Annotated in this window: 21 protein-coding genes; 6 read left to right on the top strand and 15 right to left on the bottom strand. The window is 63.9% G+C overall.

Annotation, left to right across the window (positions count from 1 at the left end; translation table 11 throughout):
- Positions 1–213 precede the first annotated feature (213 nt).
- From NVV79_RS14325 to NVV79_RS14310, 4 genes are read left to right on the top strand one after another with little or no spacing between them, the layout of a single operon-like run.
- Positions 214–1,134, top strand: coding sequence for a 2-dehydro-3-deoxygalactonokinase (locus tag NVV79_RS14325; RefSeq protein ID WP_303990869.1), 921 nt, complete (start codon positions 214–216; stop codon positions 1,132–1,134).
- Positions 1,135–1,145: 11 nt separating this feature from the next.
- A complete protein-coding gene (locus NVV79_RS14320) occupies positions 1,146–1,757 on the top strand; it encodes a 2-dehydro-3-deoxy-6-phosphogalactonate aldolase (RefSeq protein WP_303990866.1) in 612 nt (203 codons plus the stop codon).
- Positions 1,754–2,626, top strand: a complete 873-nt coding sequence (locus NVV79_RS14315; protein ID WP_303990864.1) for an SMP-30/gluconolactonase/LRE family protein — start codon at positions 1,754–1,756, stop codon at positions 2,624–2,626. Before NVV79_RS14320 ends, NVV79_RS14315 begins: the two co-directional genes overlap by 4 nt.
- 9 nt (positions 2,627–2,635) lie before the next feature.
- Complete coding sequence (locus NVV79_RS14310) at positions 2,636–4,594, top strand: beta-galactosidase (protein ID WP_303990860.1); 1,959 nt, start codon at positions 2,636–2,638, stop codon at positions 4,592–4,594.
- Here NVV79_RS14310 and NVV79_RS14305 read toward each other — a convergent pair.
- Both NVV79_RS14305 and NVV79_RS14300 read right to left on the bottom strand, forming a co-directional pair.
- Positions 4,563–5,135, bottom strand: a complete 573-nt coding sequence (locus NVV79_RS14305; protein WP_303990857.1) for a hypothetical protein — start codon at positions 5,133–5,135, stop codon at positions 4,563–4,565. The genes NVV79_RS14310 and NVV79_RS14305 overlap by 32 nt on opposite strands.
- Positions 5,125–5,934: a ComEC/Rec2 family competence protein gene (locus NVV79_RS14300; RefSeq protein ID WP_303990854.1), complete on the bottom strand. Its 810-nt coding sequence runs from the start codon at positions 5,932–5,934 to the stop codon at positions 5,125–5,127. Before NVV79_RS14300 ends, NVV79_RS14305 begins: the two co-directional genes overlap by 11 nt.
- Before the next feature lie 35 nt (positions 5,935–5,969).
- On the opposite strand from NVV79_RS14300, the gene gltX reads away from it, so the two are divergent.
- Both gltX and gltA read left to right on the top strand, forming a co-directional pair.
- Positions 5,970–7,430 (top strand): glutamate--tRNA ligase, encoded by a 1,461-nt coding sequence (gltX, locus tag NVV79_RS14295; RefSeq protein ID WP_303990852.1) that lies wholly within the window; start codon positions 5,970–5,972, stop codon positions 7,428–7,430.
- A gap of 147 nt (positions 7,431–7,577) precedes the next feature.
- Positions 7,578–8,867, top strand: a complete 1,290-nt coding sequence (gene gltA, locus NVV79_RS14290; RefSeq protein ID WP_303990850.1) for a citrate synthase — start codon at positions 7,578–7,580, stop codon at positions 8,865–8,867.
- On the opposite strand, the gene NVV79_RS14285 is transcribed toward gltA, so the two are convergent.
- The 13 genes from NVV79_RS14285 to dnaE all read right to left on the bottom strand — a co-directional run bounded on the left by NVV79_RS14285 (position 8,843) and on the right by dnaE (position 24,928).
- Positions 8,843–10,015 carry a lipid-A-disaccharide synthase gene (locus tag NVV79_RS14285; RefSeq protein WP_303990848.1) on the bottom strand — a complete coding sequence of 391 codons (1,173 nt, stop codon included), beginning with the start codon at positions 10,013–10,015 and terminating at the stop codon, positions 8,843–8,845. The two genes, gltA and NVV79_RS14285, sit on opposite strands and share 25 nt — an antisense overlap.
- A complete protein-coding gene (gene lpxA / locus NVV79_RS14280) occupies positions 10,016–10,825 on the bottom strand; it encodes an acyl-ACP--UDP-N-acetylglucosamine O-acyltransferase (RefSeq protein ID WP_303990846.1) in 810 nt (269 codons plus the stop codon).
- Positions 10,822–11,298, bottom strand: coding sequence for a 3-hydroxyacyl-ACP dehydratase FabZ (fabZ, locus tag NVV79_RS14275; protein WP_303990842.1), 477 nt, complete (start codon positions 11,296–11,298; stop codon positions 10,822–10,824). Before fabZ ends, lpxA begins: the two co-directional genes overlap by 4 nt.
- On the bottom strand, positions 11,295–12,323 hold the full coding sequence (gene lpxD / locus NVV79_RS14270) for a UDP-3-O-(3-hydroxymyristoyl)glucosamine N-acyltransferase (protein ID WP_303990840.1): 1,029 nt from the start codon (positions 12,321–12,323) through the stop codon (positions 11,295–11,297). The genes fabZ and lpxD overlap by 4 nt, the downstream gene beginning before the upstream one ends.
- A gap of 73 nt (positions 12,324–12,396) precedes the next feature.
- On the bottom strand, positions 12,397–14,526 hold the full coding sequence (gene bamA, locus NVV79_RS14265) for an outer membrane protein assembly factor BamA (protein WP_303990838.1): 2,130 nt from the start codon (positions 14,524–14,526) through the stop codon (positions 12,397–12,399).
- Between the two features lie 183 nt (positions 14,527–14,709).
- Positions 14,710–15,846 (bottom strand): RIP metalloprotease RseP, encoded by a 1,137-nt coding sequence (gene rseP, locus NVV79_RS14260; RefSeq protein ID WP_303990835.1) that lies wholly within the window; start codon positions 15,844–15,846, stop codon positions 14,710–14,712.
- Between the two features lie 42 nt (positions 15,847–15,888).
- Positions 15,889–16,404 carry a phosphatidate cytidylyltransferase gene (locus NVV79_RS14255; protein WP_303990833.1) on the bottom strand — a complete coding sequence of 172 codons (516 nt, stop codon included), beginning with the start codon at positions 16,402–16,404 and terminating at the stop codon, positions 15,889–15,891.
- A gap of 342 nt (positions 16,405–16,746) precedes the next feature.
- Complete coding sequence (locus tag NVV79_RS14250) at positions 16,747–17,508, bottom strand: isoprenyl transferase (protein WP_303990830.1); 762 nt, start codon at positions 17,506–17,508, stop codon at positions 16,747–16,749.
- 29 nt (positions 17,509–17,537) lie between these two features.
- Positions 17,538–18,092: a ribosome recycling factor gene (gene frr / locus NVV79_RS14245; protein ID WP_303990827.1), complete on the bottom strand. Its 555-nt coding sequence runs from the start codon at positions 18,090–18,092 to the stop codon at positions 17,538–17,540.
- A 19-nt stretch (positions 18,093–18,111) separates the two neighbouring features.
- Positions 18,112–18,831 carry a UMP kinase gene (pyrH, locus tag NVV79_RS14240; protein ID WP_303990825.1) on the bottom strand — a complete coding sequence of 240 codons (720 nt, stop codon included), beginning with the start codon at positions 18,829–18,831 and terminating at the stop codon, positions 18,112–18,114.
- Between the two features lie 205 nt (positions 18,832–19,036).
- Positions 19,037–19,963 carry a translation elongation factor Ts gene (tsf, locus tag NVV79_RS14235; protein ID WP_303990822.1) on the bottom strand — a complete coding sequence of 309 codons (927 nt, stop codon included), beginning with the start codon at positions 19,961–19,963 and terminating at the stop codon, positions 19,037–19,039.
- Positions 19,964–20,035: 72 nt separating this feature from the next.
- On the bottom strand, positions 20,036–20,827 hold the full coding sequence (gene rpsB / locus NVV79_RS14230; protein WP_303990819.1) for a 30S ribosomal protein S2: 792 nt from the start codon (positions 20,825–20,827) through the stop codon (positions 20,036–20,038).
- Between the two features lie 642 nt (positions 20,828–21,469).
- Positions 21,470–24,928 carry a DNA polymerase III subunit alpha gene (gene dnaE, locus NVV79_RS14225; RefSeq protein ID WP_303990816.1) on the bottom strand — a complete coding sequence of 1,153 codons (3,459 nt, stop codon included), beginning with the start codon at positions 24,926–24,928 and terminating at the stop codon, positions 21,470–21,472.
- Positions 24,929–25,603 lie beyond the last annotated feature (675 nt).

The raw sequence follows: 25,603 nt of genomic DNA, 5'->3' as shown, positions 1-25,603 counted from the left end.
TGGCTTACGCCAGAGTGAAGGCGATTCCGAGTAAAAAATCATACAAATGAGCATCGCACCGCCCGATATTCCCCAACGCCCTGAAAATCTTACCAAACGAGGGGACCCAGCCCATCGATCCGGGCTGTTCTGCAGCGCAGAATCGGGCTGGATGAAACCGCCGTCAGCCTTTAGGGTCGCGCCGCGTCGAGCCTGCCGCGATGAGGGAAATACGTGAGTGAGATCGTAGACTGGGTGGCCGTGGACTGGGGCACCTCCAACCTGCGCGCCTGGGGCATCGGCCCCGATGGCGCGGTGATTTTCGAGAAGACCTCGCCCAAAGGCATGGGAAAGCTGACGCGCGAGGAATTCCCCGCCGCCTTGGCCGAATTGCTCGACGGCGTGGCTCCATCCCGCAGTGGCGCACTCGATGTGCTGATCTGTGGCATGGCAGGCGCGCGCCAGGGATGGCTGGAAGCGCCATATCTCGAAGCGCCGACCGACCTGCGCGGCCTGCTCGACGGCGCAGTCAGGCCGGAAATGCCCGATGCGCGCATCGCCCCCGCCATCCTGCCCGGCGTGTGCCAGAAGGCTGGCGCCGACAATGTGATGCGCGGCGAGGAAACCCAGTTGCTGGGCCTCGCGGCGCTGACGCCGGGCTTTTCGGGCGTGGTCTGCATGCCCGGCACGCATTCGAAATGGGCGCAATTGTCGGGCACCCGCATCGAGCATTTCTCGACCGCCATGACCGGGGAAATGTTCGAAGTGCTGCGCACCCATTCGGTGCTGCGCCACTCGTTGACCGGCGACCTCGACGGACCAGGCCGCTCCGAAGGTTTTGCGGCCGGCGCCGCGGCCGGGCTGGATCGCCCCGAGCAATTGCTGGGCACGCTGTTTCAGGTGCGGGCGGGTTCGCTGCTGTCAGGCCGCCAGCCCGACTGGTGCGCGGGCTATCTGTCCGGATTGCTTGTCGGCACCGAAATCGGCAGCAACCGTCATTTGATCGGCGACCAGCCTGTGCCATTGATCGGCTCGCCTGCATTGAGCGCGCTTTATGCGCAAGTGCTGGAGATGGCCGGCGCCAGGGGCGAGCCCATGGACGCCACCGCAATCGTGCTGGCCGGCCTCAAGGCCGCGCGCAGCTTCGCCGCCTAGGAGTGACTAGTATGGACCACCGCCACATCATCGCCATCCTGCGGGGCATCACGCCGAACGAGACCCTGGATGTCTGCAAGGCGCTCATCGCCGCCGGCATCACCATGATCGAAGTGCCGCTCAATTCGCCGGACGCGCTGACCAGCATTGCGCTGGCCTCCAATACGCTGGGCGACGAAGCCGCCATCGGGGCGGGAACCGTGCTCAGCAAGAAACATGTCTGGGCCGTTTCGGATGCCGGCGGCACCTTCGTGGTTTCGCCCGACACCAACAAGCAGGTGATCGAGGAAACCGTGCGGCTGCAGATGCTGTCCTATCCGGGCGTATTCACCCCCACCGACGCCTTCCGCGCCATCAAGGCGGGGGCCACGGGGCTGAAATTCTTCCCCGCCGAAGTGCTTGGCCCCAAGGGGATCAAGGCGATGAAGGCGGTGCTGCCGCCCGAACTGCCGGTCTATGCGGTGGGCGGCGCCAATCCGGACAATTTCGGCGAATATTTCGCGGCCGGCTGCAATGGCTTCGGGCTGGGCACCTATATCTACAAGCCCGGCATGGACGCCGCCCAGGTGGCCGAGCGCGCCGCCGCTGCCGTTGCCGCCTATGATGCGGGGAAGGCGGCATGAGCGCTACGGCAAGCCTGCTGTTCGACAGCCAGTGCCAATTGGGCGAAGGCCCGATCTGGCATCAGGGCCGCCAGCAACTGTTCTTCTTCGACATCAACGAGCAGACGCTGTTCGCCGTGACCGCCGATGGCGAAGTGGCCGATAGCTGGCTGTTCAACGAGACCGTGGCGGCTGCGGCGGTGCTGGACGACCATATGCTGGTGCTGGCAACGGAAACCGGGCTCAAGGAATTCGACCTCGCCAGCGGCGGCATGAACCGCATCAACGAGATCGAGGCCGACAATCCGGTCACCCGCACTAATGACAGCCGGGTGCATCCCTCCGGCGCCTTCTGGATAGGGACGATGGGCAAGGTCGACGAGGAAGCGCCTGTCGGTTCAGTCTATCACTATCGCGCCGGGGCGCTGACCACGCTCAAGTCGGGCATAAGGATACCCAACGCCACCTGCTTCTCGCCGGATGGACGCGTGGCCTATTGGACCGATACGCCGACCCGCAAGATCCTCAAATGCGCCACCGACCCGGAAACCGGGCTGCCGGTGGGCGAATGGACGCTGTTCGCCGATATCGACCGAGGCTGGCCCGATGGCGCCGTGGTGGATAGCGAGGGCTATCTGTGGAACGCCCGCTGGGGCGGCTCCTGCGTGGTGCGCCATGCGCCTGATGGTTCGGTGGACCGCGTGGTGGAAGTGCCGGTCAGCCAGGTCACCTGCCCGGCCTTTGGCGGGTCGGACCTCAAGACGCTGTTCATCACCACGGCGGCCAAGAATCTGAGCGCCGAACAACTCGCCGCCGAAAAACACGCCGGGAGCCTGTTTGCCGTCGAGGTCGATGTCGCCGGCCAGCCCGAAACGCCCATCACTCTCTGAGATCTCGTCATGACCGCCCCTGCCATCGGTGTCTGCTACTATCCCGAACACTGGTCGGAGGAGGTGTGGGAACGCGACGCGGCGCGCATGGCCGAGGTGGGCATTGCATGGGTGCGCATCGGGGAATTCGCCTGGTCGCGGCTGGAGCCGACGCCTGGCAATCTGACCTTCGACTGGATCATCCGGGCCATGGATGTACTCGGGCGGTACGGGCTCAAGGTCGTGTTCGGCACGCCGACGGCCACCCCGCCCCGCTGGATGCTGGACAAGCATCCCAACATGCTGGCGGTGGACGCACAGGGCCGCCGTCGTGGCTTCGGCTCGCGCCGGCACTATGATTTCAGTCATCTCGGCTATCGGAAAGAGGCCGCCCGCATCACGCGCCTGCTGGCCGATGCCGTGGGCGACCACCCGGCCCTCGGCGCCTGGCAAACCGACAATGAATATGGCTGCCACGGCACGACCTATTCCTATTCGCCGGCCGCTAAAGAGGGCTTCCAGCGCTGGCTGGCGAAGAAATACGGCAGCGTGGATGCGCTGAACCAGGCCTGGGGCACGGTGTTCTGGTCGATGGACTATAACAGCTTCGAGCAGGTGGGCCTGCCAAACCTGCTGGTCTGCGAAGCGGCGCCGGCGCATGAGCTCGATTTCCGCCGCTATGCCTCGGACCAGGTCGCAGCCTTCAACAAGGTGCAGTTCGATATTCTGAAGGCGCGGCGGCCGGACCTGCCGGTCATCCACAACTTCATGTCGCGCTATACCGAATTCGACCACTACGACCTGGCCGAAACGCTCGATATCGCCAGTTGGGACAGCTACCCGATCGGGCACCTCGCCGTCAGCGACGAGCCGGACGAGATCAAGCGGCTCTATATGCGCCAGGGCGACCCTGACAATGCCGCCTTCCATCACGATCTCTATCGTGCCGTGGGCCATGGCCGCTGGTGGATCATGGAACAGCAGCCCGGCCCGGTGAACTGGGCGCAGTTCAACCCCGATCCGCTGCCCGGCATGGCACGGCTCTGGGCTTGGGAAGGCTTTGCCCATGGTGCGGAAGTGGTGACCTATTTCCGCTGGCGCCAGGCACCTTTCGCGCAAGAGCAGATGCATGCCGGCCTGTTGCGCCCCGACAGCGAGCCGGCACCCGCCTATCACGAGGCCATGCAGGTGGCCGAGGAGCTGAAAAGCGTCGGCCTCGATGGCGTGGCCAACAAGGGCCGCGTCGCCATTGTTTTCGACTATCAGAGCGAATGGGCCTGGGAAATCCAGCCGCAGGCTAAGGGGTTCAGCCACGGCGCCCATGTCCGGGCGCTGTATGCCGCCTTCCGCAAGCACGGCATCGATATCGACATCCTGCCGCCCAGCACGACGAGTTTCGCCGGCTATGACATCGTCGCCATTCCGGCATTGTTCGCCTGGAATGACGCTTTGCGCAGGGCTATCACCGAATTCGACGGGCACCTGCTGATCGGGCCGCGTTCAGGCTCCAAGACCGAGAATTTCGTCATTCCGCCCAACCTGGCGCCGGACCTGCCGAGCAACCTGCTCGACGTGAAGGTGGCGCGGATCGACAGCCTCGACCCGGCACTCGATATCGAGGTGCGAGGGAGCGGCGCCATCCGCCACTGGCGCGAGCGCATCGAGACCAGGGCCAATGTGGTGATCGAGGATGTGGATGGCTGGCCGGTGCTGGTGAACCAGGGCAAGCTCTATTACCTCGGCGCCAGCGGCAACAGGGCGCTGGTACAGCGCGTGGTGGACTACCTGCTCGCCGAAACAGATACGCCGACGCTCAACCTGCCGGCGGGTGTGCGTTGCCGCACGCGCAACGGGTTCCGCATCTATGTGAATTACGGTGCCGGGCCGGCGGCGCTGAATGCCGCAGCCGACGAAGCGGGCTATGTGCTGGGCACCGCCAACATGCCGGCGGCCGGCGTCACCGTGGCACGACTCGCCACGGCCGGGTGAGATTGGGAATGGCGGGGCGGATATCGAACCGCCCTGCCCCTGCATTCCAGCGCAGCCAATGCACGCCACCGGCCGCCAGCGCATCGGCATCGATCACCTGACTGCCTTTGCAGGTCACCGGCGCACGGATGCGAGCGATGACGAGGTCGTTCCGACCGCAATCTTCGGCGAAAGCCGCCCCATTGCGGATCACGGCGACCGAGAAACGGTCGGTCGTGGCGATACAGCCCAGGCTGTCGCATAGCATGCCTTCGGCCTTGGCGGCGATCGGCTCCTGATAGTGCTCGCTCCAGACCTCGGTGGCGAAGCTGCCGGTGCGGCCGGTGATCAGGCCCATGCCGGTTTCGGTGCGGAGCGCCACGGCCTGCGTGCTGTCGGCGATGAGGATATCGGGGCGCTGATCGAGGCCGACCAGCAGGATCAGCGGCACGGCCAAAGCGGGGCCGAGCAGCCGCCACCAGGAGTTGAGGAAGGCGAACCAGGCCAGGGCCACAAGGCCGATGACCAGCGCCAGACCGGTCAGCAATGGGTTACCGGTCAATCCCTCGCTCCAGCCCGCAACCAGCTCTGCGCCATCGACCATCCGGTCTATGCCCCCAGCCCATGACGGCCACGAAAGGCGCCTCCACGCCGAAGGGCATGGCGAGAACCGACAACACAGCAAAGGGCATGATGATGAGGCTCACCACCGGCAGCACCAGCACATTGCCCAATACGCCGAGCGGCGCGGTCTGCTGGAAGTGATAGGCCGAGAACAGCAATGTGGCGGTGCCGGCAATGAAGCTGGTCAGCGCCGTGGCCCAGATGGTGGCCCATAGCCGCCGGCCCCAGTTGCGATCCGCAGCGGGCGGCGGGCGCGGCCGGTCGTCGGCCAGCGGGGTAAGCCCCGAGACGACGATGCGGCGAGCTTCCGATGTAGCCGAGACGATCTCGTCCACTCGAGCCTCGTAGAGCCCGTAGGCCGGGCGCGTCAGCATGGTGGTGCCGAACCACAGTCCATGCACGGGCAGCAGGCAGAAGCCGATCCATGCGGCAACCAGCAAGCTTGCCAACGACAGGGTGACCGAACGCCAGAGCATCGCAATGAGCACGGCGAGGGCAATGCCGATGGCCAGCAGCGCCTGCGGCTGCGGCTCACCCGGCAGCACGGCATAGGCGATGAGGCCGGCAATCATGGCAAAGGGCAGCAGCACGAAAAGACGGCGGGTGACGGCGGCGTCGGCAAGGCCGGTGGCGGCCGCCGGCCGCGACCATGGTGCCGGAAGGCGACGGCCCGAAGGCGCCTCTGCCGCCACAGGCGCAAGGCCGGCATTGCGCTCGCGTGTTTCCGCCTCCAGCACCCGCTTTGCCCCCGCCCTTGCGCTCGTGCCGCGCTATGCTACACACGGCTCCGAAATCCTCCAAGCATTCCGGTCTCATGTCCCAGGTCGTTACCCGTTTCGCCCCATCGCCCACCGGCTACCTGCATATCGGTGGCGCCCGCACGGCCCTGTTCAGTTGGGCCTATGCCCAGAACAAGGGCGGCAAGATGCTGCTGCGCATCGAGGACACCGACCGCGAACGCTCGACCGAAGCCGCCGTGACCGCATTGGTCGACGGGCTCAAATGGCTCGGCCTGACCTGGGACGGCGAGCCGATCAGCCAGTTCGGCCGCGCCGCGCGCCACGCCGAGGTCGCCCATGAGCTGGTGAAGATGGGCCACGCCTATTACTGCTACTGCTCGCCGGCCGAACTGGATCAGATGCGCGAGGAAGCCCGCGCTGCCGGCAAGCCGCCGCGCTATAACGGCTATTGGCGCGATCGCGACCGGAGCGAGGCGCCTGAAGGCGTCGCCCCGGTGATCCGCATCAAGGCGCCGCTGTCAGGCGATATCGTCGTGGATGACCATGTGCAGGGCAAGGTCGTGTTCAAGGCCGAGAACCTGGACGACTTCATCATCCTGCGCTCGGACGGCACGCCGACCTATATGCATGCCGTGGTGGTCGATGACCACGACATGGGCGTGACCCATATCATCCGCGGCGACGACCACCTGACCAATGCCGCCCGCCAGATCGTCATCTACAATGCCATGGGCTGGACCGTGCCTGAAATGGCCCATATCCCGCTGATCCATGGCCCTGATGGCGCCAAGCTCTCCAAGCGACATGGCGCGCTGGGGGTGGAAGCCTATCGCCAGATGGGCTACCTGCCCGAGGCCCTGCGCAACTATCTCGCGCGTCTCGGCTGGAGCCATGGCGATGATGAAATCTTCTCGACCGAGCAGATGGTCGAGTGGTTCAGCCTTGATGGTCTCAACAAGGGCGCCGCGCGCTTCGATTTCGTCAAGCTCGAGAATATCAACGGCCACTATATCCGCGAAGCGGCCCCGGCCTATCTCTATGACGTCATGCTGGCGACATCAGCCGAAGTCGGCCGCCAGGCCGATGTCGATGGCCTCTCAGCCAACAAGGACACCGTACTGACCGCCCTGCCCGAATTGCAGCCGCGCGCCAAAACCGTGCTGGAGCTGATCGACCTGGCGCAGTTCATCTATGCGTCACGCCCGCTTGCTATCGATGCCGCGGCGTCGGCGCTGCTGACGTCGGATACGCGGGCCGTGCTTCGGGACATGGCCGAGGTGCTGCGTGGCCTCAACGAATGGTCGGTGCCGGCGATCGACGCTGCCATGCGGGCGCTGGCGGAAGCCAAGGGACTGAAGCTCGGCAAGCTGGCCCAGCCGCTGCGCGCGGCCCTCACCGGACGCACCGTGTCGCCGGGGATTTTCGAGGTTATGGTGCTCATCGGGCGGGACGAAAGCATGGCTCGTCTTGAGGATCAAACAAGCGCTGTCTAGTGCTAATCGGAGGGTAAGCCTTGCTTACCCATTGGTTGCGTCGGAAGGGTAAAAACTGATACCCCTGCGCAGCAGCCATGACTGCCCAGTTTACGGCTTCGAGCGACCGGAATCATGACGGACGCGGAGGCCTTCGAGGAGAGCTCAATGACCGAAAAAGTCGCCAAACTCGTCATCGGGGACCAGACCCACGAATTCCCGGTACTGTCCGGCACCGTGGGCCCGGATGTGATCGATATCAGATCGCTCTACGCCAAGACCGGCATGTTCACCTATGATCCGGGTTTCACCTCGACAGCAGCATGCGACAGCGCCATCACCTATATCGACGGCGACCAGGGCCAGCTCCTCTATCGCGGCTATCCGATCGAACAGCTCTCCGAAAAGAGCAACTATCTCGAAGTCTGCTACCTGCTGCTCTATGGCGAGCTGCCCAACAAGGCCCAGATGGCCGAATTCGAACAGTTGGTGACCCGCCACACCATGGTGCATGAGCAGATGCACTATTTCTTCCGCGGCTTCCGCCGCGATGCCCATCCCATGGCAGTGATGACCGGCGTGGTCGGCGCCATGGCGGCCTTCTACCACGACTCGACCGACATCACCGATCCGCAGCAGCGGGAGATCGCCTCGATCCGCATGATCGCCAAGATGCCGACCATTGCGGCCATGGCTTACAAATATTCGGTGGGCCAGCCCTTCGTCTATCCGCGCAACGACCTCGATTACGCGTCCAACTTCCTCCACATGTGCTTCTCGGTGCCGGCAGAGGAATACAAGGTGAACCCGACCATCGCCAAGGCGATGGACCTGATCTTCACCCTGCATGCCGATCACGAGCAGAATGCCTCGACCTCGACCGTGCGCCTGGCCGGCTCGTCCGACGCCAACCCCTTCGCCTGCATCGCGGCCGGCGTGGCCTGCCTCTGGGGCCCGGCCCATGGCGGCGCCAACGAGGCGGCGCTCAACATGCTCAAGGAAATCGGCACGGTCGACCGCATTCCCGAATTCATCGCCCGCGCCAAGGACAAGAATTCCGGCTTCAAGCTGATGGGCTTCGGCCACCGGGTCTACAAGAACTTCGATCCGCGCGCGACCGTGATGCAGCAGACCGCCAAGGAAGTGCTGGACCTGCTGGGCGTTCACAACAATCCGACACTGCAGGTGGCCCAGGAGCTCGAGAAGATCGCGCTCGAGGACCCCTACTTCATCGAGCGCAAGCTCTACCCCAATGTCGATTTCTATTCGGGCATCATCCTGGAAGCCATCGGCTTCCCGACCTCGATGTTCACCGTGCTGTTCTCGGTCGCCCGCACCGTTGGCTGGATCAGCCAGTGGAAGGAAATGATCGCCGATCCGCAGAAGAAGATCGGCCGCCCGCGCCAGCTCTACAATGGCGACCCGGCCCGCGACTACGAGGCGCTCAGCGCCCGCTGATGCCAATGAGCCAGGACCCGCTCTGCCGGGTCCTGCCGCGGAAAGTCAGCCTCGCCGCTTTCCATCAGAGCTGAAAGCTCGCCAAAGGCCACGATCTGGTCCTGGCGGGCTTTTTTGTTGTCCAGCAGCGTCTGGACCGCGGCCAGCATGGCGCCGGCATCGGGCTCGTTCTGCACCAGTTCGGGCACGGCGCGACGGCCGAGAATGAGATTGGGCAGCGATATCGGCGGACGGCCGTGATTGTCGTAGATGCGTGCCTGGTGCGGGTCGAGCACATAGGTCACGACGACGGGCACCTGCGCCAAAGCCAGCTCCAGCGTCACCGTGCCGGACACGGCCAGCGCCAAGGCGGCCTGCCGATAGATATCGGCTCGTGCCGCGCGGTCGGAGACGATACGCACCGGAACCGGCCAATCGGCAACCTCGCGTGTCAGGCGTTCATGCAGCCCCGGCAGGGTCGGAATGACCACGCCATCGAGGACGGAATGGCTGCCGATCTGTTCCGCAACCTGCCGGAACAGCGGCAAATGACGGCGCAATTCGCCGTCGCGGCTGCCGGGCAACAGCACCAGTGGGCCGCGCTCGGCCACATCGCGGGTCAGCCGCTCCGCCAGCGCAGGATGGCCGACATAGCAGGTGGGCGGACCATCGAGGCGCTGCATGACCGCCGGCTCGAAAGGCAGCACGGCCAGCACTTCCTCGAAGAGCGGCTTGAGCTTGGCGGCGCGCTGCGGCGCCCGCGCCCAGACTGATGGCGCGACATAGAGGATGAGTTTTCCTTGGTAGCCGAGGCGTTTCAACCGCTTGGCCAGGAGCCGCGAAAAGTCCTGGGAATCGACGAGTATGACAATGTCGGGTTTGGCAGCCTTGATGGCGCGCGCCGTCTGTTCGAGACGCCAGAGCAGCAGCGGCAGGCGCAGCAGCACATCGGTAACGCCCATGACCGCTAGGTCACGCATCGGAAACAGCGAGCGCAGGCCGAGCGCCTCGAGCTCATGGCCGCCGACGCCAATGAAAGCCAGCGGCACGCGCTGCTGCAGGCGCGCGACGAGGTCGGCCGCAATGCGGTCGCCCGACGGCTCCCCGGCGAGAACGAAGAGCTTGAGATGCTCATCCCCCGGTTGCCCAGCGCCTGCCGGAGCACTCATCTAGTCGACATCGTGGCCGTTGCGCGGCAGCAGGATCGGCCGATCCGAGGCGGCGGCGATGAAGGCGACCACGTCCTGCACCAGCGGGTCATTCTTGAACAGTTCGGCGGCATCCTCGACGCGTTCGCGCAAAGTGCCCTCGCTGGCAAAGATCAGGCGGTAGGCGGCACGCAGGCGATGGATCGCCTCGCGGTCGAACTTGCGGCGCTTGAGGCCGATCAGGTTGAGCCCGGTCAGCGAGGCGCGATTGCCGACGGCCATGCCATAGGGAATGATATCGCCATCCACCATCGACGCAGCGCCGACAAAGGCATGCGCCCCGACGCGCGTAAACTGATGGACGACGCACATGCCGCCGAACGTGACATTGTCGCCGATCTGGCAATGGCCGGCGATGCCGACATAATTGGCCATGATGACATTGTTGCCCAGGATCGCATCATGCGCCACATGGGCGCCGGCCATGATCAGGCAGTCATTGCCGATCCTGGTCACCATGCCGCCGCCTTCGGTGCCGGGATTGATCGTGGCCGACTCGCGGATGACGCAACGCTCGCCGATTTCCACCCGGGAGGCTTCGCCGTGATATTTGCGGTCCTGCGGCTCGTGACCGATCGAGGCGAAGGGGAATACCCTGCTATCCGCGCCGAGTTCGGTATGACCATCGATCGACACATGCGAGAGCAGTTCGACATTGTCACGCAGCACGACATTGTCGCCGACAATGCAATAGGGACCGATCTTCACCCCCTGGCCGAGCTGTGCGCCCGAGCCGACGATGGCCGTCGGGTGAACGATCGGAGAGCTCACGAATCCGCCCCGACAATCATCGCGGTGATCTCGGCTTCCGCGATGATTGCTCCATCAACCATGGCCTTGGCCTCGTAGCGACCGACATTGCGGCGGCGCTGGATCTTGGCGATATGGAACTCGATCGTATCCCCCGGCCCGGCCGGCTTGCGGAACTTGGCCTTGTCGACGCCCAGCATCAGGACGATGTTTTTCTTGCCGGTGCCGGAATCGTGCTTGATGACGATAGCGCCGGCCGTCTGGGCCATGCCCTCGATGATCAGCACGCCGGGGAACACCGGGTTCTCGGGGAAGTGGCCCTGGAAGATCGGCTCGTTGAACGTCACGTTCTTGATCCCCACCGCCGTCTCGTCACGGTCGATCCTGATGATCCGGTCGATCATCAGGAACGGGTAGCGATGCGGCAGGCTCTTCAGGATCTCGGCAATGCTCATTGCCCCGAGTTCAGTGCTGACTGGTGCGCTCTCGGTCATCCCCGCTTGTCCCCCTTGGAAAGTTTCCGCATCGTGGCGATTTCACGCCAGAAATCTCTTATATCCTGCGCCGGTGCACCGGCAAGCTTGCTGCCTGGCGGCCAGTTCTTGGTCACCGCGGCGCGGCCATGCACGACCGAACCGGCGCCGATGGTCAGGTGACCCGACGTGCCCACGCCGCCGCCCATCAGCACGCCATCCTCGACAATGGTCGATCCCGACAGCCCGCTCATCGCTGCGATGAGGCAGGAGCGGCCGATCTTGCAGTTGTGGCCGATCTGCACGAGGTTATCGATCTTGGTGCCTTCCCCGATCATGGTGTCGCCAAGGGCGCCACGGTCGATGGTGGAATTGGCGCCGATCTCGACCCGATCCTGGATAAGCACCCGGCCCAGTTGCGGCACCTTGCGGTTGGACCGCCCGAAATCGAGCCAGCCGAACCCCTCGGTGCCGATGCGGACGCCGGAATGGATTACCACTTCATTGCCGATATGGGCGCAGTCGATGGTGCAATTGGCCGCGATAATGCAGTTGCGGCCGATGGTGACGCCGGCGCCGATAACGGTATTGGCCCCGATAACCGTGCCACGGCCGATCTCCACGCCAGGCCCGACCACGACATTGGAGCCGATCGACACGTCGCGCTCGAAGACCGGCGCACCCAAGTCGTCCCGGCCGGAGGCAATAATGGAGCGGGTATTGGAGGGATAGAGGTGATCGAGGATATCGGCGAATAGCTGGTGCGGCTTGTCGACGGCAATGGCCAGGCTGTGGGCTGGCACCATCTCGCGCAAAGCCGGCAACACCAGCACCGCGCCGGCTGACGTGGCGCGCAGCTCCTCGACATAATCGGTATGCGCCGCCAGAGCCAGATCGCCCCTGCCCGCCAGATCGAGCTCGGTCACGCCCTCTATCGACAGGTCCGCATTGGCGAGGCCGGCCAGCAGGTCACGACGATCCAGGGCAGTCAGAATGGCACCGATCGTGGACGGGCCGGCAAAACGATGAAAACGGGTGTCGACCATCAGTGTCACTTAAAAGAATTGAGCCGCGGTGCATGCCGCCCGCGGCTCAATGAACTGTCTCATGCCACGACGGCTAGAACAAGGTGGACATGGTCAGCTGGAAGACCTGAGTCCGGTCCGAGGTCGACTTGTTCAGCACGTGAGCGAAGTCGCCACGCAGCGGGCCGAACGGGCTGTCCCAGATCAGCGAGGCGCCGATCGAAGTCCGCCATGGCACGTCGATGCTGCCAGGGTCGATCGCATTACCGTCAAGGCGCGGCGTATTCACGCCATCAACCCAGGCAGCATCCGCCCAGACCGCACCGCTGAGGCCATAGCTCTCCGGTACGCCCGGCAGCGGGAACTGCACTTCGGCCGACACGCCGGCATAGGCCACCGCACCGAGGAATTCGCCATTCGGGCCATTCACGATACGCGGGCCAAGACCACGGCCCTCGAAACCACGAATAAGCTGGGAACCGGGGCTGAAGGCTTCCACCGAGTGGACACCATTGCCGCTCAGATCGTTGATGATACCGGCCTGACCACGAACACTGGCGACAATACCGCTATCCTCGATGAGAGGCATGAAGTAGCGCGCCCGCGCCTCGGATTTGATCAGGCTGTGATCCCAGCCGATATACTGCTGCGTAAAGGTGGCCAGCAGACCCTCGGTCGGCGACTTGTTATCGTCGAGGCTGTTCCAGGTCAGCGTATAGCCGATGAAGCCCTTGTAGAACTCATGGCCATTGACCACGAGCAGCGAGTTATCGGGATCCTTGTCGACAATGACCTTGCGCTCCATGCCGGCAAACACGGTGCCGGACAGATCGGCCGTCAGTGGGATGCCAAGGCGGAACTGGCCACCGGTCGCCTGCGAACCATAGAAGCCGGTCGAGGTTTCCTCGGTGATGCGATGATAGACATCGACGCCAGCCGAAACCTTGAGGCCCATGAAGCGGGGCTCGGTGAACGAGAAGTCGAAGGTACGGCCGGCCTGCGAAGCGCCGATGGCAGCACGCAGATACTGGCCGCGACCCAGGAAGTTCCGCTCGGTCAGCGAGACTTCGCCCAGGATACCGTCGGTGGTGGAATAGCCGGCGGTCGCGCCGTATTCACCCGTGGACGTTTCCGTCACGGCGATATTGATCACCACCTTGTCGGGCGCCGAGCCCGGGCCTGTGGTGATGTCGACAGCCGAGAAGAAGCCGAGGTCGTTGATATGCTCGCGACCACGCACCACCAATGCACGGTTGAAGGGGTCGCCTTCGGCGAACTCCAGCTCGCGACGGATGACGAAGTCACGCGTCTTGGTATTGCCGGTGATGTTGATGCGCTCGACATAGAGCCGCGCACCTTCGTCCACGAGATAGGTCACGTTGAACGTGCCGTTCGTCACGTCGCGATCGAGCCGCGCCCGGACGTCGACGAAGGAATAGCCCTGGACAGTGGCTTCGTAGGCCATGTCCTCGATCGAAGCCTGCAGGTCGCTGGCGGAATAGGAACTGCCCTTCCCCGTCTGCACCGTGCCCCTCAGGGCGTCGGTGTTGAGGCCCGCAATGCTGGTCTCGATACCGACATTGGAGAATGCGTACTTCTGGCCTTCATTGATGGTGAAGTTGATGAAGTAGGCATTCTTGCTGGCGTCATATTCGCCGACCGAGGTCACCTGGACGTCGGGATAGCCGCGATTGGCGTAATAGAGGCGAATGCGCTCGCGATCGACCGCAAGCTTGCGCTCGTCATAGCCGTCATCCTTGAACAACCAGCTCAGAATGCCGGTTTCCTTGGTGAGCATGGTGCTCTTGAGGCTGTTGGCGCCAAAGGCGTTGTTGCCGGTGAAGTTGATCGCCGCGATACCCGCGCGATTGCCTTCATTGACGGTGAAGATGACACGAACGCGACCATCGCTGGTCGCTTCGGTCCGCGCCGTCACGGAAACGGAAAGGAACCCGTCGCGGTCATAGGCCTGGCGGATACTCTCGATATCCGCGGCCACACGCTGCTGGGTGAAGATGCCGGAGGCCGACACATCGACCATGGCGAGGAGCTGGTTGTCGGAAAAGCGCCGGTTGCCCTCGAAGAGCACCGCACCGACCAGTTGTTCCTGAGCCTGAGCAGTCACAGCGCCAAGAAGCGGAATGCTGGGGCCAGCGAGCGGCGCTGCACCCAGAATCGCAAGCGCCAGAAAAGCGCCGCGCATCAGCTTGGTGGGATGGATCATATTATTATTGCCTCTGCGACCGGGCCTGAGGAATCGCCATGCACAGCGCTCCCCCAAGCTAACTCCATTGCACCGTTTTACCGTCTTTTTAACCAAGGACAAGGCGGAAGCCTCGACGCGGTTAGCAAATGATTGGTGCTCTTGTATTCCTGCAACACCTCACAAACCTAGGTTAACCGGGTGTTAACGCAGGATTCCGAAGTAGGCGAACAGTGTGTCGTTGAACAATGTGAACACCATGAGCGCAAGCACCAGGGCAAAGCCGAAGCGGAACCCCATTTCCTGCACGCGCATGCTCAGCGGACGTCCCCTGACAGCTTCAACCAGATAGTACAGAAGGTGCCCGCCGTCGAGCATGGGAACCGGCAAAAGGTTGAAAATACCGATATTTAACGAAAGCAACGCGGTGAGATTTATGAGCGCGACAATGCCGAGAGTCGCCACCTCCCCCGAAACCTTGGCCACTTTGACCGGCCCGCCCAACTGCTCGACATCGCCGCGCCCGACGAAAAAGTCGCCCAGGAAGGCGGCTGTGCGCTGGATGATGAAGCGAATCTCCTCGACCGTCATGCCGATCGCCTCGACTGGCCCGGGCCGATAGAGCGTCACGTCGGTTTCCGCGACATCGCGGCTCACCCCGACCCGGCCGATCCGCTGGATATTGCCGAAACGGTCTTCCACCTCGACGGCCTCGGGCACCAGGACGATGGTTTCGGCGGCGCTGCCGCGTTCGAGCTCTATGGTAACGGGCCGTTCCGGACTGGTGGCTACCAGGCGCTGGAAATCCTCGAAACCGTGTACGGCATAGCCATCGACGGCGATGATGACGTCGCCGGCCTCGAGCCCGGCCGCCTCGGCCACCGAGCCGGCGATGACTTCGCCGACCACCGGGGGAATGGTGTAGCGCCCATAGCCCAGCAGCAGGGCGTAGAGAATGAGGAAGGTCAGGATGACATTGGCCAGCGGACCGGCCACGACGACGGCAATCCGCTGCCACACATTCTTGTTGGCGAAGAGGTGCGGTGCCAATGCCGGGTCCACCTTGGCCAGGGCATCCGGGTCGGGAACGCTGGCGGCGTTCATGTCACCGGCAAAGCGCACATAGCCGCCAAGGGGGATCGCCGAGATTTTCCAGCGCGTGCCATGCCGGTCATTCCAGCCGATCAGCTCGCGCCCGAAGCCGACGGAAAAGGCGTCGATCGCCACGCCATTCCAGCGCGCCACCAGGTAATGCCCCATTTCGTGCACGAACACGATGACCGTCAGCACGGCCAGGAACGGCACGACATAGGACAGAAGCCAGTAGAGAAAATCGAACATGGGCATCCTTGCGTCAGCGAATGCGGCGCCTGCGCGCCATCGCTACCAGTAGAGCAGGCCTTCGGCCACCGAGCCGTAGCCGGCATGCAGCGCCCCGACCAGCAGCACCAGCAAAACGCCGAATGTTAGGCTGTCCAGCCGGTCCATCAACCCACCATGACCGGGGATGATGTCGCCGCTGTCCTTGATCCGGAAATGCCGCTTGATGGCACTTTCGCTGAGATCGCCCAACTGGCCAAGCACGCTGATCGTCGCAGACAGGATCAGGCCGATCCACCAAGGAGAATCGGTGGCCACGATCCAGACCAGCAGCCCTGCCCCGGTGCCCAAAGCCAGCCCGCCCAGCGCCCCCGACCAGGTCTTGGACGGTGAGATGTCGGGCGCCAGCTTTTCCCCGCCGATCTGCCGTCCGGTGAAGAAGGCCGCCGAATCGGTCATCCAGACGACCGTACCGAGATAGACCCCGGCCCAGACGCCGGTCAGCGTATCGCCACGCATGGCCAACGCCGCCACGATGATGGCGCCAAAGGTCACCAGCCCGAGGATACGCCACAGCACCCCCCTCCCCGCGCATGCCCACGGCAACGGCGCAGGCCAGGGCAACGACCGAAATGGTGCCCAACGGCCCGAACAGCGGATAGATGACGCCGGAAACGGCCAGCAGCCCTACCAGCACCATGCCGGCCGGGGTCAGCGGCGCGCGGGAAACCATGGTTTCCCATTCGCGATAGGCGCCGGCAAAGACCGCGCCTACCACGGCGGCAAACACATAGCTGCCGATGTAAAGGGCGGTCGCCGTCAGCGCGATAAGGACCAGGGCAGAGACGAGACGAGGCCCCAGATCGGACCAGCTACGGCGGCGACTGACGACAGGATCTGACGCGGGATCGCCTGGACTGCTCACGATCGCTCCGCCTCGATGCCGCCAAAGCGCCGGTCGCGCCGCGAAAAGGTCTCCAGCACGCGGATGAAGCTGGCTTCGCCGAAATCGGGCCAGTTCTCATCGACAAAGACGAATTCGGCATAGGCTGCCTGCCACAGCAGGAAATTGGAAATGCGCTGCTCGCCGCTGGTGCGGATGATGAGATCGGGATCGGGCAGGCCCGCCGTATAGAGCGCCGCCGCGATCGTATCCTCGGTAATGGCCTCGGGCGCCAGCCGGCCGGCCGCGACCTCAGCGGCGATCCGGCGCGTCGCCTCGGCGATTTCGGCCTTGCCGCCATAGTTGAAGGCAACGATCAGCACGAGGCCGGTATTGGCCTCCGTCTTGGCTTCCACGTCATCGATCAGGCGCACCAGGCTGGGCTCCAGCCCGGTCCGGCTGCCGATGATGCGCACCCGCACATTATTGCGGATCAGATTCTGAAGGTCAGACGCAACAAACCGACGCAGAAGATTGAAGATAAACGATATCTCATCTTTCGGCCGCGTCCAGTTCTCGGATGAGAAACTGAAGACAGTCAGATGCGGCACGCCGTAGGTAATGCAGAGTTCGACCAGGTTGCGGAGCGCCTTGACGCCCTCGATATGGCCCTCGGTGCGACGCTTGCCCCGCGCTTCGGCCCAACGGCCATTGCCGTCCATGATCACGCCAAGATGCATCGGAATGCGCAGGCGCGGGCGCGGCGCAATGTCGTCGGCAATGGCTGGATCGATGGACATCTACGCCCTCCCGGCGCAGTTCGGCCGGCCTAGACCTGCATGATTTCCGCTTCTTTGGCCGCGACGACCTGATCGATCTCGGCCACGGCGGCGTCGGTGGCCTTCTGCACCAGATCGGACTGCACGCGGGCATCGTCCTGGCTCAGATCGCCATCCTTCTCGGCCTTCTTGAGCGCATCCATGCCGTCTCGTCGGATGTGGCGCACCGCGACACGGGCGGCCTCGGCATAGTTATGCGCCACTTTTGCCAATTCCTTGCGACGCTGCTCGTTGAGCTCGGGCAGCGGCACGCGGATGATCTGCCCCTCGCTCATCGGGTTGAGGCCCAGGCCACTGTCGCGAATGGCCTTTTCGACGGCATTGGCCATCTGCCGATCCCAGACCTGCACGCTCAGCATGCGCGGCTCGGGCACGGTCACGGTGGCAACCTGGTTCAGCGGCATGCGCGAACCATAGGCCTCTACGGACACCGGCTCCAGCAGGCTGGCGCTGGCGCGCCCTGTCCTGAGGCCCGTCAGTTCATCGCGCAGCGAAGCGATGGACTTCTGCATGCGGTTTTTCAGGTCGGGGAGGTCATAGGCCATATCAGTCGTCCTTTAGATTCTAGATCGGCTTGCCGACGCGGGTCGAGCGGGTGGTTCCCGCCAGCACACCCGCCAGGCCCGCAGCGTCGTCGAGAGCATACACGATTATCGGCATGGCGTTGTCACGGGCAAGGGCAAAGGCCGCAGTATCCATCACGCGCAGATTCTTGCCGATGACTTCGTCGTAACTGACGGTGTCGTAACGCGTGGCATTCGGATTCTTCACCGGATCCTCGGAATAGACGCCGTCGACCTTGGTGCCCTTGAGCACGACATCGCAGTCCAGCTCGATGGCGCGCAAGGTGGAAGCCGTGTCGGTGGTGAAGAATGGGTTGCCGATGCCCCCGCCCAGCACGACGACATAGCCCTCTTCCAGCGCCAGCTTGGCGTCGCGCGCGGTGAAGGTATCGGCCACCGAAGGCATGGAAACGGCGCTATAGGGCTTGGCCTTGGCGCCCTGGCGGGAAATGGCATTGCTGAGGGCCAGGGCATTGATCATGGTGCCCAGCATGCCCATCAGGTCGGCCGTCACCCGGTCGGTACCGTCGGCGGCGCCGGCCATGCCGCGGAAGATATTGCCGCCGCCCACCACGATGGCGATCTGCACGCCGCTATTGGCGACATCGGCGATCTGCTTGGCCACGGCCTGCAGGAAAGGCGGCTCGATCCCGAAGGAATTGTCCCCTGCCAGCGCCTCGCCCGAAACCTTGAGGAGAATGCGTTTGTAGGCAGGCGCCATCGGCAAACCCCTTTGACAAGAACATGGATGGGGCACCGAATCCGGCGGCACCCGGCAGACCCTATGGCAAAATCGCCTTCAAAAGAAGGCGTGGCACCATCGGAACGTGAATAACGGCTGGGTTTTTGCGCTCGATCCCGCCCAAATCATGGCCGCCGGGAGAGCAACGGACAGGCCCGTAGGCCTGCCCGCAGAATAGTTGGTATTACTTCACGCCGGCCGTGGCGGCGACTTCGGCGGCGAAGTCCGTCTCGGCCTTCTCGATGCCCTCGCCCAGCGCATAGCGCACGAACCTGGTCAGCGCGATCGGGGCACCAACGTCCTTCTCGGCATTCTTGATCGCATCGCGGACCTTGGTCTCGCCATCGATCACGAAAGTCTGCGCCAGGAGCGTGACTTCCTCGAAATACTTGCGCATGCGGCCATCGACCATCTTTTCGGCGATCTCGGCCGACTTGCCCGATTCCTTGACCTGCTCGAGGATGATGGCGCGCTCGCGGGCGACAACGTCCTGGTCCAGTTCTTCGGGCGAAATCGCCTGCGGCTGGGCAGCGGCGATATGCATCGCGAGCTGCTTGCCAAGGGTGCTGAGCGCAGCCTTGTCGCCGGTCGATTCGAGCGCCACCAGAATGCCGATACGGCCGAGGCCGCCCTTGACGGAATTGTGGATATAGCTCTCGACCACGCCATCGCTGACCGAAACGACTTCGGTGCGGCGCAGGTTCATGTTCTCGCCGATCTTGGCGATAGCTTCGGTCAGTTCGGCCGAAACCGAATGGCCCGAACCGGGGAACGGCATTTCGCCGAGCTTGACCACATCGCCATCGGCATCGAGCGCCAGCTTGGCAACGCTGCCGACAATGTCCTGGAACTGCTCGTTGCGGGCAACGAAGTCGGTTTCCGAGTTCACTTCGACGACGGCAGCCTTGGTGCCTGATGTCGCGACGCCGACCAGGCCTTCGGCAGCCACGCGGTCAGCCTTCTTGGCGGCCTTGGCCAGGCCACGCGTGCGCAGCCAGTCGACCGCAGCTTCCATGTCGCCATTGGTTTCGGCCAAGGCCTTCTTGCAGTCCATCATCCCGACGCCGGTCGAGTCGCGGAGCTGCTTGACCATTCCTGCAGTGATTTCCATGGGTTCACCTCTTGGCGACCCCGTTGCAGGGGTCGCATTGGTTCAAATCAGAACGAAATACGCGAAACGCGCTTAGCTGGCGGCTGCCGGAGCTTCGGCGGCCGGGGCTTCATCGGTCGGCAGCTCTTCGGCCGGCGCGGCGTCGGAAGCACCGAGATCGGCGCCGAGCGCCGACGACGAACGGCCGATGCCGTCAATGGCAGCGCGGGACACCAGCGAGACGTAAAGCTCGAGGGCGCGCGACGCGTCGTCATTGCCGGGGATGGCATAATCGACGGTGTCGGGGTCGCAATTGGTGTCGACGATGGCCACGACCGGAATACCCAGGCGACGGGCTTCCTTGATCGCGTTGGCTTCCTTGTTGGTGTCGATGACGAACAGGAGCGACGGCAGGTTGCCCATGTCCTTGATGCCGCCCAGGTCACGCTCGAGGCGTTCCTGCTCGCGGCTCATCATCAGGCGCTCCTTCTTGGTGCGCAGGGCCAGGTCGTCTTCGCTCATCGATTCGAGTTCGCGCAGGCGCGAGATCGAGTTCGAGATCGTCTGCCAGTTGGTCAGCGTGCCGCCGAGCCAGCGGGAATTCACATAATACTGGGCCGACTGCTTGGCGGCATCAGCCACCAGCGGCGCAGCCTGGCGCTTGGTGCCGACGAACAGCACGCGGCCGCCATCGGCAACGGTGTCGGACACGAGCTGCAGCGCGCGGCTCAGGGCCGGCACGGTCTGGCTCAGGTCGAGAATGTGGATGTCGTTGCGAACGCCAAAGATGTAGCGCTCCATCTTGGGGTTCCAGCGGTGCTTCTGGTGACCGAAATGGACGCCTGCTTCGAGCAGTTGACGCATAGAAAAATCGGGCAGTGCCATGATGGCTGCTCCTTGTTTACCGGTTGATGCCTCCACGAAGCCTTGCGACGGTTGCCCGCCACCGGATGGCTTTTCGATTGCTCGAAACGCCTGCCTCGTGTGTGAAATCGCGCTGACACGCAGTCAAACGCAGGGGCGATATAGGGGAAGAGCGGGGGAAACGCAAGGGACGTGCGCAAGCGCCGCCTGCGATGCGGTCGTCATGGATGGGCGTACCCCGAGACGGCTGACGCCCCTGAGTAATTTAATAGTGAGACGTTGACCGCCTCGGGGTGCCGGTTTTTGGAACTGTACGGGGGGTCGCGCACACGCTTCCGCCCGGACTCGGACCTGTGCGAGCAGCGAAGCCGCACCCGGCCCCCTCCACCACTGTTCGCCTGCAGGCCGCCCATGCGGAGGGATGGGAGGAGTATGCAGGAGGATTTGGGGAGGGGGATAAGATGGATAAATCCATTGTCGCTTCCCCAACTACCATTTCATCCCGGCCTTGAGCCGGGATCCATCCTGAGATGGTGGGGCAGGTGGTCGGACGATCCACCTTGCGGCCGTGGCGCGATCTCAAGATGGATCCCGGCTCAAGGCCGGGATGACACCGAGGGTAGGATTGGATCGTGCCACTCACCGCGCATGGCAGCCGTCAACTCAGTGTAGCCTTACATCCGTCACGCCATCCAGCGCCTTGATGCCACCAGCGACTTCGGCCGTGATGCGGTAGGCGCCCGGCAGCTCGATTTCGTATTCCCTTGCCCCGCCGTCACGGATGACGACGAAGTTCACCTTGCCCTCCCCGCCCCGCTTGAGCTGGGCGTTGATGGGGCCGAGCGCCTTGGCGTCGGCGGCAAAGACCGTGAGGCGGCGCTCGATCGTGTCTTCGATGCCGTCGATGGCCTGGGCCGAAAGCAGGCGCAGGCTGATGCCTTCGGCACGTTCGTCGGCGCCGACCTGGAGGATCACCGACTTGCCGGGCTGCAGCAGTGCGCCGAACTCGTTGATCTGCTCGGAAAAGGCGATGACTTCAAAGCTGCCGGTCTGGTCCGACAGCGTCAGGATCATCATCGGCGTGCCCTTGCGAGTGCGGCGATCCTGCCGTCCGCTGATCGTGCCGGCCAGCCGCCCGGCCGAAGCCCCATCCTTGACGGCACGCTCGAAATCGCCCCAGCGCTGCACGCGCAGCTTTTCGAACAGGTCCGCATAGGCGTCGAGCGGATGCGCCGACAGGTGGAAGCCGATGGCCGACAGTTCGCGGTCGGCCCGCTCGGTGGTGGACCAGGCCGGCACGCCAGCCGGCAGGCGGATCGGCTCGGGCTCGCCCATGTCGAACATGTTCCACTGGCCCTCGTTGCGCTCGGTGGTGAGCGAGTGAGCCATGGCCATGACCGCCTCGATGGCGGCGAAGGCCACTTCGCGGCTCGACACGATGGCGTCGAACGCGCCGGCATTGGCCAGCGTTTCCAGTGTGCGCTTGGAGAGAATGCGCGGATCGACCCGGCGCGCGAAATCGCCGAGATCCCTAAACGGAGTGTCCCCGCGCGCCTCCACGATATGCTCGGCCACCTGCCGGCCGACACCCTTGACGGCGCAGAGGCCATAGAGAATGCGCTTGTCCTTGACCGAGAACACCACCTGGGAGGTGTTCACGCAGGGCGCGACCAGCTCGATATCGTGGCGCTTCGCCTCGCTGCGGAATTCGGCCAGCTTGTCGGTATTGCCCATGTCGAGCGTCATCGAGGCAGCGAGGAATTCGTGCGGGTGATGTGCCTTGAGCCAGGCGGTCTGATAGCTCACCAGCGCATAGGTCGCCGCGTGGCTCTTGTTGAAGCCGTAATTGGCGAACTTGGCGAGCAGGTCGAAAATGGTATCGGCCTGGCTTTGCTTGAGACCATGGGCCACCGCGCCCTCGCGGAAACGCTCGCGCTGCGCATCCATCTCGGACTTGATCTTCTTGCCCATGGCACGGCGCAGCATGTCGGCTTCGCCTAGCGAATAGCCCGACAGGAGCTGGGCGATCTGCATCACCTGCTCCTGATAGACGATGATGCCGTAGGTCTCGTCGAGCACCTTGGAGAGCTCGGGATGGGGATATTCCACCTCTTCGCGACCGTGCTTGCGGTCGTTGAACAAGGGAATATTGTCCATCGGGCCGGGGCGGTAGAGCGCCACCAGCGCGATGATGTCCTCGAAGCGGTCGGGCTTCATGTCGACCAGGGCGCGGCGCATACCGGCGCCTTCCACCTGGAACACGCCGAACGTGTCGCCCTTGGCATAGAGGTCGTAGGTCGGCTTGTCGTCGATCGGGATATCTTCGATGCGGAGATTGCCCCCATCGAGATTCACCATCTCGACGGCATATTCCACCGTGGTCAGCGTCTTGAGGCCGAGGAAGTCGAACTTGACCAGCCCCGCCGCCTCGCTCCACTTCATGTTGTACTGGCAGACCGGCATGTCCGAACGCGGATCGCGGTAGAGCGGCGCCAGATCCTGCAGCGGCCGGTCGCCGATGATGATGCCGGCGGCATGGGTCGAGGCGTGGCGGAACAGCCCTTCCAGGTTCCGGGCGATGGCAATCAGGTCCGCCACCGTCTCGTCCTCGTCGGCCATGGCCTTGAAGGCCGGAACCTCGTTCAGCGTGCGCTCGATGGACCACGGATCGGCCGGATTGGCCGGCACCAGCTTGCAGATGCGGTCCACCTGCCCATAGGGCATCTGCAGCACGCGTCCGACGTCACGCAGCACGGCGCGCGCCTGCAGCGTTCCGAAGGTGATGATCTGCGCCACCTGCTCGACGCCGTATTTCTGCTGGACGTAATGGATCACCTCTTCGCGGCGATCCTGGCAGAAGTCGATATCGAAGTCCGGCATCGACACGCGTTCCGGATTGAGGAAGCGTTCGAACAGCAGATTGTAGGCCAGCGGATCGAGGTCGGTAATGGTGGTGGCATAGGCCACGAGCGACCCGGCGCCCGAGCCACGGCCCGGTCCCACCGGAATGCCCTGCGACTTCGACCAGCGGATAAAATCAGCCACGATAAGGAAGTAGCCGGGGAACTTCATCGACTGGATGATGCCGAGCTCGAATTCCAGCCGCTCCCAGTACTCCTCCGCCGTCTTGCCCGGCGCCGGGCCGGGACTGGCGAGGCGCGCCCGCAGCCCCTCCTCCGCCATGGCGCGCAAAGCCGCGGCTTCGGCGGCCACGGCATCGGCATCGCTGAGATCGGGCGCGGCGGCAAATTTGGGCAGGATCGGGCTGCGCGTGCGCGGCCGGTAGGAGACGCGGCGGGCGATTTCCACCGTCGAATCCAGCGCTTCGGGAATGTCCGAGAACAGCTCGGCCATCTCGGCGCGGGTCTTGAAGTAATACTGGTCGTTGAGCTTGCGCCGCTCGGTCTGGGCCAGCACGGTACCGCCGGCAATGGCCAGCAGCGCATCATGCGCCTCGAACTCCTTGGCGGATTTGAAGAAAGGCTCGTTGGTGGCGACCAGCGGCACGCCCTTGCGATAGGCATAGTCGATCAGGCGCGGCTCGACGGCAGCCTCCTGCACCCGGCCGTGGCGCTGCAATTCGATATAGAAGCGGTCGCCGAACAGCTCGGCCAGCCGGTCGAGCCGGCGGATGGCATTGGCGTCCTGCCCATGGGCGAAAGCCATGTCGATGGCGCCTTCCGGCCCGCCGCTGAGGCAGATGAGGCCTTCGAGGCTGTCGCGGGTCAGCCAGTCGAGCCTGGCTCGCGCCGTGCCGGAGCCATCGCCCTGCAGATAGGATTGCGAGACCAGCCGCGAGAGATTGGCGAAGCCCGCCTCGGTCTGCGCCAGCAGCACGACGCTGGATTTGCCCGCCCAGGCGATATGGCCGCGCTCGCTGATGCGCTCCTCGGCGGCGGCGAAGTCGATGGCCAGTTCCACCCCGGCCAGCGGCTGGATGCCCTTCTTGCTTGCCTTCTCGGAAAATTCCAGCGCCCCGAACAGGTTACCGGTATCGGCAATGCCCAAAGCGGGCTGGCTGTCCTCGGCCGCGAGCTTGAGAATCGTCTCGAGCTGAAGGGCACCCTCCAGCAGGGAATAGGCCGAATGGACGTGAAGATGAATGAAGCCGGGACCGCGCATGATTGCCCTTTATGACCGGCCCAGGGCGCGGTTGATACCGCTGCCGGGCCGCAATCCACAGGCCAGAGCCTTATGCGACTTGATGAAATCAAGTCGCCGGCTCCGATTCTTTGTGTCGCATCGCCTTTACGGAAAACCGGTTCCCACTTTTCCGGGCGATGCTCATCGTCACACGAGTCGGGTCAGCACATCCATCCAGGTCAGCGAGCCGACCGTGAAGGCGCCGAGCGTGACGAATGCGGCGAAGTCCTTGATGAAAGTGAGCATCTGCATCTCCCGTGTTGCTATAATGTTCTTATAAGTTCGTCTTTTGTTCTTGTCTATCTGTGATGTTCGGGAACAGCGGGGATTGGGCGGAACTGGTTAGCAAAGTGTTAGGAAACGTTCACGGACTGTTAGCATCGACGGGCCGCATGCGTGAATCGGCGGCACCCCGACAATGGCGGAAAGGCGACGGCCTCGGCACGAGGGCAAACGCCACGACGAGCCTGGACGACACATCGCCGCCGGACTACCGAGCCACCTGCCGGCCATGCGGCACGCCATACCCTTCATTTTCCGCCCCGGCCGGGCTATGGAACGTCGAGCCCCGCCCCGCGTGCTGAGTCTGGCTGTGCGGCGCGGCCGATCCGCCACCTGTCGCGGCGTGACCGCCGACCTATTGCTGCCGACGAT

Origin of the sequence: Devosia ginsengisoli (assembly GCF_024707105.1) — a bacterium.
In the GTDB taxonomy this organism is placed as follows: domain Bacteria; phylum Pseudomonadota; class Alphaproteobacteria; order Rhizobiales; family Devosiaceae; genus Devosia; species Devosia ginsengisoli_A.
The sequence above is the reverse complement of the archived record's forward strand: the minus strand, read 5'-3'. Positions and strand labels throughout refer to the sequence as shown.